Annotated in this window: 11 protein-coding genes; 4 read left to right on the top strand and 7 right to left on the bottom strand. The window is 70.5% G+C overall.

Features of this window, described 5'->3' with window-relative positions; translation table 11 throughout:
• Positions 1–26: 26 nt before the first annotated feature.
• The 3 genes from ACWEN0_RS36795 to pdhA are packed head-to-tail and all read right to left on the bottom strand — an operon-like array spanning position 27 to position 3,257.
• Positions 27–1,199, bottom strand: a complete 1,173-nt coding sequence (locus tag ACWEN0_RS36795) for a dihydrolipoamide acetyltransferase family protein (protein ID WP_451984227.1) — start codon at positions 1,197–1,199, stop codon at positions 27–29.
• Complete coding sequence (locus ACWEN0_RS36790; RefSeq protein ID WP_451984225.1) at positions 1,192–2,187, bottom strand: alpha-ketoacid dehydrogenase subunit beta; 996 nt, start codon at positions 2,185–2,187, stop codon at positions 1,192–1,194. Before ACWEN0_RS36790 ends, ACWEN0_RS36795 begins: the two co-directional genes overlap by 8 nt.
• Complete coding sequence (gene pdhA, locus ACWEN0_RS36785) at positions 2,187–3,257, bottom strand: pyruvate dehydrogenase (acetyl-transferring) E1 component subunit alpha (protein WP_451984223.1); 1,071 nt, start codon at positions 3,255–3,257, stop codon at positions 2,187–2,189. Before pdhA ends, ACWEN0_RS36790 begins: the two co-directional genes overlap by 1 nt.
• Positions 3,258–3,325: 68 nt before the next feature.
• Between pdhA and ACWEN0_RS36780 the strand changes: the two genes are divergently transcribed.
• Positions 3,326–3,859 (top strand): Lrp/AsnC family transcriptional regulator, encoded by a 534-nt coding sequence (locus tag ACWEN0_RS36780; protein WP_451984221.1) that lies wholly within the window; start codon positions 3,326–3,328, stop codon positions 3,857–3,859.
• 7 nt (positions 3,860–3,866) lie between these two features.
• Here the strand turns inward: ACWEN0_RS36780 and ACWEN0_RS36775 are convergent, their stop codons facing one another.
• Positions 3,867–5,087 carry a pentapeptide repeat-containing protein gene (locus tag ACWEN0_RS36775; protein WP_451984219.1) on the bottom strand — a complete coding sequence of 407 codons (1,221 nt, stop codon included), beginning with the start codon at positions 5,085–5,087 and terminating at the stop codon, positions 3,867–3,869.
• A 528-nt stretch (positions 5,088–5,615) separates the two neighbouring features.
• On the opposite strand from ACWEN0_RS36775, the gene ACWEN0_RS36770 reads away from it, so the two are divergent.
• Together ACWEN0_RS36770 and ACWEN0_RS36765 are read left to right on the top strand one after the other, a co-directional pair.
• Positions 5,616–8,210 carry a glycoside hydrolase family 3 protein gene (locus ACWEN0_RS36770; protein ID WP_451984567.1) on the top strand — a complete coding sequence of 865 codons (2,595 nt, stop codon included), beginning with the start codon at positions 5,616–5,618 and terminating at the stop codon, positions 8,208–8,210.
• A gap of 102 nt (positions 8,211–8,312) precedes the next feature.
• Entirely contained in the window at positions 8,313–9,935 is a 1,623-nt protein-coding gene (locus ACWEN0_RS36765) for a DUF885 domain-containing protein (protein ID WP_451984217.1), read from the top strand.
• Here the strand turns inward: ACWEN0_RS36765 and ACWEN0_RS36760 are convergent.
• The 3 genes from ACWEN0_RS36760 to ACWEN0_RS36750 form a co-directional block, all read right to left on the bottom strand.
• The gene (locus ACWEN0_RS36760; RefSeq protein WP_451984215.1) at positions 9,932–10,366 is read right to left on the bottom strand and encodes a hypothetical protein; all 435 of its coding nucleotides are present in this window, start codon (positions 10,364–10,366) and stop codon (positions 9,932–9,934) included. The two genes, ACWEN0_RS36765 and ACWEN0_RS36760, sit on opposite strands and share 4 nt — an antisense overlap.
• Positions 10,363–10,851 carry a hypothetical protein gene (locus ACWEN0_RS36755; protein ID WP_451984213.1) on the bottom strand — a complete coding sequence of 163 codons (489 nt, stop codon included), beginning with the start codon at positions 10,849–10,851 and terminating at the stop codon, positions 10,363–10,365. Before ACWEN0_RS36755 ends, ACWEN0_RS36760 begins: the two co-directional genes overlap by 4 nt.
• A gap of 99 nt (positions 10,852–10,950) precedes the next feature.
• Positions 10,951–12,069, bottom strand: coding sequence for a PucR family transcriptional regulator (locus ACWEN0_RS36750; RefSeq protein ID WP_451984211.1), 1,119 nt, complete (start codon positions 12,067–12,069; stop codon positions 10,951–10,953).
• A 115-nt stretch (positions 12,070–12,184) separates the two neighbouring features.
• On the opposite strand from ACWEN0_RS36750, the gene ACWEN0_RS36745 reads away from it, so the two are divergent.
• Positions 12,185–13,048, top strand: a complete 864-nt coding sequence (locus ACWEN0_RS36745; protein WP_451984209.1) for an esterase/lipase family protein — start codon at positions 12,185–12,187, stop codon at positions 13,046–13,048.
• Positions 13,049–13,065: the final 17 nt, after the last annotated feature.

Here is a 13,065-nt window from a genome sequence, read left to right as displayed (position 1 = left end):
AACCGGCCAACGCGGCCGGTGAGTCGTCAGAGGTCGCCCAGCGCCGTGACCGGCGACTCCACGCAGTCCGCGACGAACCGCAGGAACCCGCCGGCCGTGCCGCCGTCGCAGACGCGGTGGTCGAACGCCAGGGTCAGCTCGCAGACCTTCCGCACGCCCAGCGCGCCGTCGACCACCCACGGCCGGTCGATGATCCGGCCGATGCCGAGGATCGCGGCCTCGGGGTGGTTGATGATCGCCGCCGAGCCGTCGACGCCGAAGACGCCGTAGTTGTTGACCGTGAAGGTGCCGCCGGTGAGGTCGGCGGGCGCGAGCTTGCCCTCGCGCGCGGTGCGGGCACGGTCGCCGATCGCCGCCGACAGGTCGCGGGTCGACAGCTCCCCCGCGTCCCGCACGACCGGCACGACCAGGCCGCGGTCGGTCTGCGCGGCGAACCCGAGGTTGATCTCGTCCAGCAGCACGATCTCGTCGCCTTCGACGCGCGAGTTCAGCTCCGGGTACTTGCGAAGCCCCGCGACGGCGAACCGCGCGATCAGCCCGAGGAGGCTGACCGGCCGGTCCGTCTTGGCGTTCAGGGCCGTCCGCGCGGCGACCAGCCCGGTCGCGTCGACGTCCACCCAGACCGTGGCCTCGGGGATCTCGCGCCGGGACGCCGTGAGCTTGTCGGCGACGGCCTTGCGGACACCGGTCAGCGGGATCCGCTTGCCCTTCGTGACGGGCTTCTTCAGCGCCGCCTCGACGTCGGCACGCCGGATGATCCCGTCCGGGCCGCTCGGGGTGAGCCGGGCGAGGTCGATCCCGTTGTCCGAAGCCAGTTTCCGGACGAACGGCGAGATGACGCCGGGCGTCTTCACGACCACCTTCGGTTCGACGCGGCGAGCGCGCTTGCGCCGCGTCGTCGGCGCGGTGCCGTACCCGATGAGGACGTTGCCGCTGCCGCTCGACGTCGTCACACCAGGTTCGGCGAAGCCGCCGACGCTCAGCAGCGGCGCGCCGACCGGCAGCAGCTGGCCCGGCTCGCCGTGCAGCGCGGACACGACGCCGGCGAACGGCACGGGCACCTCGACCGCCGCCTTCGCCGTCTCGACCTCGACGACGATCTGGTCGACCTCGACCGTGTCACCGACGCCGACGTGCCAGTTCAGGATCGCCGCCTCGGTCAGGCCCTCGCCGAGGTCCGGAAGCAGGAAGTCAGGCACCGGCCACCACCGGGGTGTCGGCCCACTGCAGGCGCGCCATGGTGTCCAGGATCCGGTCGACGTCCGGCAGCATGTGGCGCTCGAGCTTCGGCGCCGGGTACGGGATGTCGAGCCCGGTCACGCGCAGCACCGGCGCGTGCAGCTGGTGGAAGCACTGCTCTGTGACGCGAGCAACGACCTCGGCGCCGTAGCCACCGAAGCCGGCGGCCTCGTGCACGACGACGGCACGCCCGGTGCGGCGCACGGACGCCGTCACGGTCTCGTCGTCGAACGGCGACAGCGAGCGCAGGTCGACGACCTCGACGTCCCAGCCCTCGTCCTTCGCGGCTTCGGCGGTCTCCATGGCCGTGGCGACCATCGGGCCGTACGCGATGAGCGTGACGTCCTTGCCGCTCTTGCGCACCACGGCCCGGTCCATGGCCGGGCCGTTACGGGTGAACGAGACCTCTTCGCCGGACCAGTAGCGGGCCTTCGGCTCGAGGAAGACGACCGGGTCCGGCGAGTCGATGGCGTCGCGGAGCAGGTCGTAGGCGTCCTGCGCGGTGCCCGGTGTGACGACGCGCAGGCCGGGCGTGTGCGTGTAGTAGACCTCGCTGGAGTCGCAGTGGTGCTCGACGCCGCCGATGCCGCCGGCGTAGGGGATCCGGATGACCATCGGCAGCTCCAGCGCGCCGCGGGTGCGGTTGCGCAGCTTCGCGACGTGCGAGGTGATCTGCTCGAACGCCGGGTAGGCGAAGGCGTCGAACTGCATCTCGACGACCGGGCGGAAGCCGCCCATCGCCATCCCGACGGCGAACCCGACGATGCCGGACTCCGCCAGCGGCGTGTCGAAGCAGCGGTCCTCGCCGAAGTCGGCGGTGATGCCGTCGGTGACCCGGAAGACGCCGCCGAGCGTGCCGACGTCCTCGCCGAAGACGAGCACGCGGTCGTCGTCCTTGAGCGCGTCGCGCAGGGCCGCGTTGAGCGCCTGCGCCATCGTGGTCGTCATCAGGCCTCCAGTTCGGCTTGCAGGGCGGCCCGCTGGCGCTCCAGCTGGCGGGTCGGCTCGGCGTAGACGTGGTCGAACAGCGACATCGGGTCGAGCTCGGCGTCGGCGTTGAGGGTGTCGCGGACGGACTGCGCGAACTCCTCGGCCTCTTCCCGATGCTGCGCGATTTCGTGCTGGGTGAGGGCGTCCCCGAGGTAGGCCTCGAGCCTCTTGATCGGATCCGCTTCGCGCCACTTCGCGACTTCGCCGTCGTCGCGGTAGCGGGTGGCGTCGTCGGCGTTGGTGTGGGCGTCGATGCGGTAGGTGTGCGCCTCGACGAGCACCGGGCCGTTGCCTTCGCGCGCGTGCTTCACGGCGTCGTCGAGGACGGCGAGGACCGCGACGGCGTCGTTGCCGTCGACCTGCTCGGAGCGCATGCCGTAACCGATCCCCTTGTACGCCAACGCGGGCGCGGCGCTCTGCTTCTCGAAGGGGACGGAGATGGCGTAGCGGTTGTTCTGTACGAAGAACACTACAGGCGCCTTGAAGACGGCGGCGAAGTTGAGCGCTTCGTGGAAGTCGCCTTCGCTGGTAGCGCCGTCGCCGATGAGAGCGAGCGCGACGGCGTCTTCGCCGCGTCGCTGCATCGCGTGTGCGAGACCGGCGGCGTGGAGAGTCTGCGTAGCGAGCGGAGTGCACTGGGGCGCTACGCGCGTCTCGGCGGGGTTGTAGCCGCAGTGCGCGTCGCCGCGAAGGAGCGTCAGGACTTCGCCGGGCTTCAGGCCGCGCGCGACGAGGGCGACCGAGTCGCGGTAGGTGGGGAACAGCCAGTCGTTCTTCTGCAGGGCGAGCGCGGCGGCGACCTGGCAGGCCTCCTGGCCGGCGCTGGAGGGGTAGACGGCGAGGCGGCCCTGCTTGGTGAGCGCGGTCGCCTGGACGTCGAAGCGGCGGCCCAGGACCATCAGCCGATAGGCGGCCTTGAGCCGGCCTTCGGCGGGTTTCGCGTAGTCACCGTGGCGGTCGACGGGCGTCCCGTCCTCGGCGACGAACCGCACCGGCGACGCGGACGGCAGCAGGGTATCCACGGACACCACCTCTCGCAGACATATGATGCTGGAATGGTGGTTCTTGCTGGTCGTCTGTTCAAGGGTTCGGCGAAATGAGCGACAAACGGTCTTCCACGGCCCCTCCTGGTGACCAAACGTCTTCCGCGACCACGGCCGTCGGCGGGCTTCCGGGACGAACGGCCCCGGCCCTGGACGACGTCGACCGGGCGATGCTGGCCGAACTGTCCGCGGACGGCCGTCTCGCGGTCCGCGCTCTGGCCGAGAAGCTGCACATCTCGCGCACGAACGCGTACGCGCGCCTGGAGCGCCTGATGGCGGAGGGGGTGATCACGGGCTTCGGCGCCCGGATCGACCCGCGCCGCGCGGGGCTGGGGACGTCGGCGTACATCATGGTGACGGTGGAGCAGACGTCCTGGCGCACGATGGCGACGGACCTGCACGACATCCCGTACGTCGACCACGTAGCCCTGGTCGGCGGCGACTTCGACATCCTCCTGCTGGTCCGCACCCCGGACAACCAGACCCTGCGCGACGTGGTCCTGGAGCGCCTGCAGGCCCTGGAGGGCGTCCGCTCGACGCGGACGTGGCTGATCTTCGAGGAACTGCCGGGCTCGGTCCTGCACTGACGCCGGCTCAGTCGAAGTCGTCCTGCGGCCGGGGCGTCCATTCCGGTGGGACGTACGGAACGCCGTCCAGCGTGCAGCCGGTGAACCGGACGTCCTCGCTGAAAGTCACGTCTTTGAAGTCGGTGTTCCCACCGAACTCGACGTTGATGAACCACCCGTCCCTGGCGAACGTCACCTCGACGAATCGCGCGTCCCGCCCGAAGTCGACCCCGGGCAGGTAGGCCTCATCGGCAAAGCTGGCGCGCGCGAAGTCGGCGCTGCCGTTGAACGCCGCCTCGCTGAAGATGACTTTGCCCGCGAACTTGGTCTTCTCGAACCGCGCGTCGCCCTGGAACCGGGCCCGGCGGAACACCGTCGCGCCGAAGAACGTGGCTTCGTCGAACCTCGCGTCGGCCAGGAACACGGCACCGTCGAACCGCGTGCTGTCGGTGAATTCAGCCTGCGCAAACCAGGCTTCGCCCTCGAAGACCGCGTCGTCGAACCTCGTGCTCCCCCGGAACTCGATGCCCAGCAGGGACGTCTGCCCGAGGAACCGGGCGCGAGCGAAGTTCGCGTTCCGCAGCGAGCAGTCGTGGAACTTCAGGTCGATGAGCACGGCGCCACCGAGGTCGAGATCGAGGTCCACCCAGAACCGTGTTCGGTCGGCACCGGCCGGCGCCAGGTGACCGGTCAGGATCTGCTGCGCGGTCATCCGCACCTCCCGCTCCTCCAGACACGCACGGTGATGCTCGCTGTCGGCCCGCGGCTCGTACGGCATTCGCAGATAAGCGCTGATCACGTTCACGATGGTCTGCCGGTGGGCCGGGTTGTCCTGGGCCAGCCTCTCCAGCGCGTAAAGGCCGGCCAGCCGGACCGGCGCCTTCTCCGCGCCGAGCTGCTCGGCCGCCTTGAGGTAGAGATCGCTGATCCGCCGCTCCGCGGCGTCGTGGCGGACGTCCTCGTTGGCTTGCTCACGCAGGAGCAGGTCGTTGCGCTTCGTGTCCAAGTCCTGCTCCGCCGTCTGCTGCCGACGAGCAGCCAGCAGGAGCGCAAAGAACCCACCCGCGCCGAGCACGATCGTGCCGACCGTCCGGACGCTCTCCAGCCGCGCCTTGTCCGCGTCGGTTCCCCGGCCGTAGAGCGACAGCAACAACCAGCAAGCAACGGCAGCGAAGAAGATCAAGATGCCCGCCGACAGGGCAATCGTCCGATCCGAGAGCAGCCGGGTACCCCTCTGACCTTCCCCCATCGTTCCAGGATCGCAGCTTTTCCGGTGCCTCCGAGAAGTTCACCCGGTCGGCCTGGGGCCGCCTACGCAGCGCACACATGGATGTGGGCAATCGGCCGCACCTTGGCAACCTCGGTTCTGCGACGCCGCCGTGTCGACCTCCCAATCACGCGTGTCGACTTCCCGATCACACCCGGCCCGCCCGGCCGCGTGACCGAAGGGTCGACACGCGTGATCCGAGGGTCGACACGGCGGTGCGCTCAGCCGAACGTCCACACGAGAATCACCCGCACGGACGCACCCCGCGACCGTCGGGCAGAAGCCTTGCCCCGCAGTGCCCTTGACCTGCACCGCGGTGGCGGCTAAGGGTGGCCGGGTCGACGGGCGACTCTTATTTTATGTCGAGAAATAACGAGCCCGAAACCTATTGACGCCGTCGCTGCGCCCGGTGAGGATCGGCCGGTCCGCCGTTCTCGCAGAATGGACCAGACCATGGCCAGAAGATCCCGCGCGTGGTCCCGTGCGCGCCGAAGTTCGCTCGTCACCTTGCTGAGCCTGAGCCTGCTGGGCGGGGTCGCGCAGGCGATTCCGGCCCAAGCCGCCGAGCCGCCACAGCCCGTGATCGGGCAGCCCGCCAAGGACAAGGACGGCTGCGCCAAGATCGAGCCGAACCTGCCCACCCTCGCGGACTGGCCCAAGGTCGACAGCCGGTTCAAGGGCAAGGCCGGTGACGAGGCGCGCATCGCCCAGATCCTCAAGGGGATGACCCTGGAGGAGAAGGTCGGGCAGATGACGCAGCCCGAGATCACCTCGATCACCGCCGACGAGGTCAAGCAGTACGCCATCGGCTCCGTCCTCAACGGCGGCGGCGCGTGGCCCGGCGGCAACAAGCACGCCACCCAGCAGGACTGGCTGAACCTCGCCGACTCCTACTGGTACGCCTCGAAGTCGAGCCGCACGAAGATCCCCGTCATCTGGGGCATCGACGCCGTGCACGGCAACAACAACGTCTACGGCGCCACCGTCTTCCCGCACAACATCGGCCTCGGCGCGGCGCACGACCCGTGCCTGGTCCGCGACGTCGCCGCCGCCACCGCGCGGCAGATCCGCGCCACCGGGCAGGACTGGGCGTTCTCGCCGACGCTCGCCGTCGTCCAGGACGACCGCTGGGGCCGCACCTACGAAGGCTTCTCCGAGGACCCGCACATCACCCGCGCCTACGGCTACGAGGCCATCGACGGCCTCCAGGACGAGGCCACCAAGCGCATCGGCTCCAGCGGCGTGATCGCCACCGCCAAGCACTTCATCGGCGACGGCGGCACGATGAAGGGCCAGGACCAGGGCGTCAACCCGTCGTCCGAAGCCGACATGATCAACATCCACGGCCAGGGCTACTACGGCGCGCTCGCCGCCGGCACCCAGACCGTGATGGTGTCGTTCAACAGCTGGACCAACACCGACCTCGGCATCAACGAGGGCAAGCTGCACGGCAGCGACAAGGCGCTGAACCAGATCCTCAAGGGCAAGATGGGCTTCGACGGCCTGGTCGTGTCCGACTGGAACGGCATCGGCCAGGTCACCGGCTGCACCAACTCCTCGTGCCCGCAGGCGATCAACGCCGGCATCGACATCGTGATGGTGCCCGCCGACTGGAAGGCGTTCATCACCAACACCGTCGCCCAGGTGCGGAGCGGCCAGATCCCGATGTCGCGGATCGACGACGCGGTCACCCGCATCCTGCGCGTCAAGCTGCGTGACGGGCTGTTCGAGGCCCAGGCGCCGTCGGACCGCTCGTTCGCCGAGTCGGACGAGGCCCTGACCGACCACCAGCTGGCCCGCGCCGCCGCGCGCGAGTCGCAGGTGCTGCTGAAGAACAACGGCAACGTGCTGCCGCTGAAGCCGAAGTCCAAGGTGCTGGTGGTCGGCAAGAGCGCCGACAGCATCCAGAACCAGACCGGCGGCTGGACGCTGAGCTGGCAGGGCACCGGCAACACCAACGCCGACTTCCCGAACGCCACGTCGATCCTCGCCGGGCTCAAGCAGGACCTCGGCGACGCGAACGTCACCTTCGACCCCACCGGCAACACGGACCCGAAGGGTTACGACGCGGTCATCGCGGTCATCGGCGAGACGCCGTACGCCGAGGGCGTCGGCGACCTCACCCGCAAGACCCTCGAGGCGTCGAAGCTCTACCCCGAGGACCTGGCCGTGCTGGACAAGGTCAGCGGCAAGGGCACCCCGGTCGCCACCGTCTACGTCGGCGGCCGCCCGCTGTACATGAACAAGGAGATCAACCGCTCCGACGCGTTCGTCGCGGCCTGGCTGCCCGGCAGCGAGGGCGGCGGCGTCGCGGACCTGATGGTCAAGGGCAAGGACGTCAACGGCGGCTACACCGCCACGCTGTCCTACTCGTGGCCGAAGAGCGCGTGCCAGTCGCCGCTCAACCCGTGGTCGCCGGACTACGACCCGCTGTTCAAGCTCGGCTACGGCCTCAAGACCGGCCAGCGCGTCACCATCGGGAAGCTCGACGAGACCGAAGGCCCGGCGTCGTGCACCTCGACCGGTGGCGGCGGCACGGCGACCGAGGACCTGTCGATCTTCGACCGCACCGACGTCGCGCCGTACAAGAGCTTCATCGGTTCGGCGGAGAACTGGGGCGGCACCGAGATCGGCCCGGACGGCACGGCGGCGCACAGCGAGATCAACGTCGTCCCGACGGACGTCAACGTGCAGGGCGACGGCCTGAAGACGACCTGGACCGGCGCCGGCGCCGCCCAGATCTACCTCCAGAACCCGGCGGGCACGAACGATCTCCGCAGTTACCTCAACGCCGACGGCGCACTGGAGTTCGACACGATCGTGCAGCAGGCCCCGACCAACCGCACGGTGGTCAGCATGCACTGCGTGTACCCGTGCTTCTCGGAGGTGAACGCGACGAAGCTGTTCACGGACCTCCAGGGCCAGGGCAAGACGACGGTCAAGATCCCGTTGTCCTGCTTCAACAACGGGCTGGACTTCGAGAACATCAACACCCCGTTCCTCGTCTACACCGACGGCCCGTTCCAGGCGTCCTTCGCGAACGTGCGGTGGGTGCCCGGCGGGGCCAAGGATCCCGACGCGAGACCCTGTTCGAGTTTGACCTGATCGCCGGCCGGGCCGGGAGCCACGCTCCCGGCCCGGTCCCGTTTCACGCCCGGGTGCGAAATCCCCTGGATCGGGGCCGAGCGGCGCCGACAGAATGGGGAGATGACCTCCGCCACCGCGCTCGCTGACGAACTCCTGGACTTACTGGGCACCTGGGTGCCGCTCGAAGCGACCATGGTGGGCATCGCCGGGCACGACGCCGAGCTGACCGATCCCGGCGAGGCGGCCCAGCAGCGGTTGCGGGAGCGGGCCGCCGGCATCCTCGCGCGGGCCCGGGCGTCGGATGATCCCGACCGGGTGACGCTCGGCGTCGTCGTCCAGCAGGCCGAAGCCGTGGTGACCCAGCTCGACGCGCGCGTCGTCGAGTTCACCCTCGCCGACCCGATGTTCGCGACCGGCATCAGCCACCTCGCCTTCCTGCCGCAGCTCACCCCGTCCGGAGAACAGGCCGAGGAGGACTATCTGACGCGGCTGGCCGCGCTCCCCGCGTTCTACGGCGCATTGGCGACGCGCCAACGGGACGGCCTGCGCGCCGGGCGGACGCCGGTGGACCGCAACGCGCGCAACGCGGTCGCGTTCCTCGACCGGTACCTCGCGCAGGAGAAGCTGTTCCCCCAGCCGCTGACGGGCACCCGCGGCGAGCGCCGCGACCGGCTGGTCGCCGACGTGATCCGGCCGGCGTTGACGCGCTACCGCGAGTTCCTCGCCACCGAGGTCGCCGGACACGGCCGTCCCGACGACCGGCCGGGGCTTTGCTGGCTCGAAGACGGCGAAGCGCACTACGCGGCCTTGGCGCGCATGCACACCACGACCGACCGCACGCCGGAAGAGCTGCACCAGCTCGGCCTCGACGTACTCGCCCGGCTCGAAGCCGAGTACGCCGAGATCGGCGGCCGGGAGTTCGGGCTGACCGAACCCGCCGAGGTGCGCCGCCGGCTCCGGACCGACGACAGCCTCCGCTGGCGTGACGCCGAGGAGATGCTCGAGACCGCCCGCGCCGCCGTCGCCCGCGCGACCGCCGCCGCGCCCGGCTGGTTCCACCGGCTGCCCCGGGCCGGGTGCGTCGTCCGGGCGGTGCCCGAGGCCGACGCGCCGGTCGCCGCACCGGCGTACTACCTGCCGCCCGCCGCCGACGGGTCGCGCCCGGGCACGTACTTCACCAACACCCACGAAGTGCGCACGCGCGACCGGTTCATCGCCGAGACCGTGGCGTTCCACGAAGCCGTTCCGGGCCACCACTTCGAGGTCTCGCTGGCCCTGGAGCTGACGGACCTGCCCCAGCTGCGGCGGATCGCGCCGGTGACCGCCTACAGCGAAGGCTGGGGCCTCTACGCGGAACGGCTCGCCGACGAGATGGGGCTGTTCTCCAGCGATCTGATGCGCCTGGGCATGGTGGCCGAGGACTCGGTGCGCGCCGCGCGGCTGGTGGTCGACACCGGCCTGCACGCCCTGCGCTGGACGCGGGACCAGTGCGTCGAATTCCTCCGCACGCACACCGTGATGAGCGAGGTCGAGGTCCAGTCCGAAACGGACCGGTACGTCGAGTGCCCGGGCCAGGCACTGGCCTACATGACCGGCCGGCTGGAAATCCTGCGCCTGCGCCGGTTCGCCGAGGAGCGGCTCGGGGATTCCTTCGACATCAAGGACTTCCACGACGTCGTGCTCGGCGGCGGCCCGGTGCCGCTCGCCGTGCTGGCCGACGCCGTCCGCGCCTGGGCGGGCTAGTGCTGCATGCCGTAGGACTTCTGGCACGGGTAGCCGTCGTTCGTGGCCGACCAGCTGGCCGGGTACCCGTTCTGCGCCCAGGCCGCGTACGCCTGGGCGTAGCTGTAGCCGCTCGCGTGCAGCCACTGGCACGGCGTCTGCCCGGCCGAAGGCGTGATGGTGATCCACGGCTGGGCGTTGATCCAGCTGAACTGGGCGTACCACTGGCTCGACGCCGCGACCCCCTTCGGTGCGACGGTCACGGTCTGCGGCGGCTGGACGACGACGGCGGGCGGTTGCGCGGTGACGGTCGGCGTGCTCGGCAGGGTGGTGGTCACCGTCGCCGCCGGCGTCGCGCTCCCGGGGTTCAGGCGCGGCAGGCCGCACGCGGCGAGCGCGAGCACGGCGGAAAGGGCGGCGGTGACGCGGAAAAGGCGCACGGTCGGGCTCATTTCGTCCGGGTGATGTGGCTGCCGGTGATGACGCCACCGGAAACGGTGTAGGTGCCGGAGAAGGTCCGGGTGCTGCCGTCGGTCTGGACGGCCGACAGCACCACCGAGACCGTGCTCCCGCGGACGTCGGTGACGGTCAGCGTGTCCCACGACGTCGTCGTGAAACCGTTGACGTACTTGGTGTATCCGCCGCCGCCCGCGATGCGGCTGCCGCCGAGCGACCACGCCGTGGCGAAGTCGCGGCGGTTGATCGCGTCGTAGTAGGCGATGACCGTGCGCGCCTCCGCGGTGTCCGCCGGTGCGACGTACGCGGGCGGCTGCTGCACGTACACCGTCTGAGGCGCTTGGGGCACGGCGACCACGGCCGTGCTGGTGGTCGGCGCCGGGGCGAGCGTCACGGCGACCGGCACGCCCACCACGGGCGTTCCGCAGGCGGTGACGCCCAGTGCGATCAGGGCGGCGACGAGAATTCCGGCTGCTTTCATGGGAATCAACTTCTTCCGTGTCCGCCTTCAGGAATCGGGCGGACGTGCGGAAGCGCACCGGATCCGGGGAATCGCGATCCAAGCGTTATCCCGTGGAATTCACCCGTTCCGCACGGCGATGTCGTAAGCCGTCATCGCGGCGGCCAGGTGGCGGGCGTCCTCGGGACGCGTCGCGTCGTAGCCGGTGATCAGCTGGATCCGGCCCAGCCGGTAGGTCAGCGTGTTGCGGTGGATGTTCAACGCCGTCGCCGCTTCGCCGCGGTTGTAGTCCGCCGTCACGAACGCGCGCAGGGCGTCGATCAGGTGCGGGTGGTCCTCGAGCGGCGCCAGCACCGCGGCGAGTGCTTCCCGCGCCGGGCCCGGCCGGGCGAGCTGGTACTCGATGGCCAGGTCGGCGAGCCGGTAGAGCCGGGCCGGACGGCGCAGGTTTTCCGCCAGGGCAAGGATTTCGACGGCCTCGGCATGCGCCGCCGGGATGTCCGCGTGCGTCTCGGCGCGGGCCGCGGCGGCGGTGCCGCGACGCCCGCAGACCCGGTCGACCCGGGCGGCGACGGCGTCGGCGTGCGTGCCGTCCGGGACCAGCAGCACCCCGCCGTCGCCCTTGAACGTCACCAGGACCCCGGGCTGACTGTCCAAATCGGACCGAACGGCGCGGAAGAGGTCCGTCGCCGCCCGGGGTCCGGCGGAGGCGGGCCGCGACGGCAGCGGGAACACCACGACGTCGTAGCTCTCGGGCAGCTCGCGGTGGCGCACCGGACGGCCGGCGAGCAGGCTCGCGGCGAGGTTCTGCCGGTCCTCGCGCTGCTCCCAGTCGAGGTCGTCCCGCTCGGCCAGGTACGCCTCGGCGACGCGCGGCACCACCTCGCCGAGGAAGTCCAGCATCCGCGCGCCGAGCAGCGCGCGGTCGCCGTCCAGCCGCTCCCACGCGACGCTCGCGGCGAGCGGGTAGATCTTCAGGACGGCTTCGAGCGGCAGGCCGTCGCGGGCCCGTTCGGCACCCCAGGCGATCGGCAGCGCGAGCTCGTCCTCGGTCGGCCGCCGGTCCTCGGCGACGGTGGTCAGGAACAGCTCGAACACGGCCCGCGCGTTCGCGACCAGGTCGCCCTCCAGGACGGTGGCCGGCAGCAGCCGGTACGCCGGGATCTCGGCCGCGCAGCGGGCCATCATCGCGGCCGCGATCTCACCCGATCGAGGGAACAGCTCGGCCACGGGATCCATGCCACATTGTCACCATGCACAAACGGCCGCGGCAAGTTTCTGCGCGTTTTGCCAGCAGACAGCGTTGATCAAGCGGCGCATGCTGTGCATACCAACCAGACGAAGGGACTCGGCAATGGCGCGGGGAACGAAACGGTGGCTGGCCGCGATCGGCCTGGCGGGCGCGCTCGCCCTGAGCGCGGCGACGCCGGCGCAGGCGGCGCCGAGCGGCGGGAACAACGACTTCGGCTGCCGCCCCGGTGCGGCCCACCCCAACCCGGTCGTGCTGCTCCACGGCACCTTCGCGACCTATTACGAGGACCTCAACTTCCTCCAGGCCGACCTGGCCGCCCGCGGCTACTGCACGTTCTCGCTCACCTACGGCGCCTACCCGCAGTTCCCGTTCGTCGGCGGGCTGAAGCCGGTCGCGGAGTCGTCCTCGGAGATCAAGGACTTCGTCGAGAAGGTCCGCGCGGCCACCGGCGCCGCCCAGGTCGACGTCGTCGGGCACTCCGAAGGCGGCCTCCAGTCGATCTACCTGGCCAAGATGCAGGGCATCCAGAGCGAGATCGGCAAGGTCGTCGCGATCGCCCCGCCGACCCACGGCGCCAACGCGTCCGGGCTCCTGACACTGGCCTACAAGCTGCTCGGCAAGTCGACGTGGGACAGCATCGTGAAGACGATCGGCCTGCCGATCTTCGCCGACGAGCTGGACGGCGGCGCGGCGATCGTCGCGCTCAACACCGGCCCGGTCGCCCAGCCCGGCATCGACTACACGATCATCACGTCCCGCTACGACGAACTGGTCACGCCGACGGAGACGTCGTTCGTCCGCGAGCCGGGCGTGCACAACCGCTACGTCCAGGACTCGTGCCCGTTCGACCCGGTCGGCCACATCGGCGAGGCCTACGACCTCAACGTCTGGCACCTGGTCCGCAACGCCCTGGACCCGGCGAACGCCACCCCGATCGCGGTCTGCGCGGTGGGTTCGCCGGGCTGAGGGGTTTGCCGCGGGTT

Source organism: Amycolatopsis sp. NPDC004378 (assembly GCF_053602455.1).
This window is presented reverse-complemented; position numbering and strand designations above follow the sequence as displayed.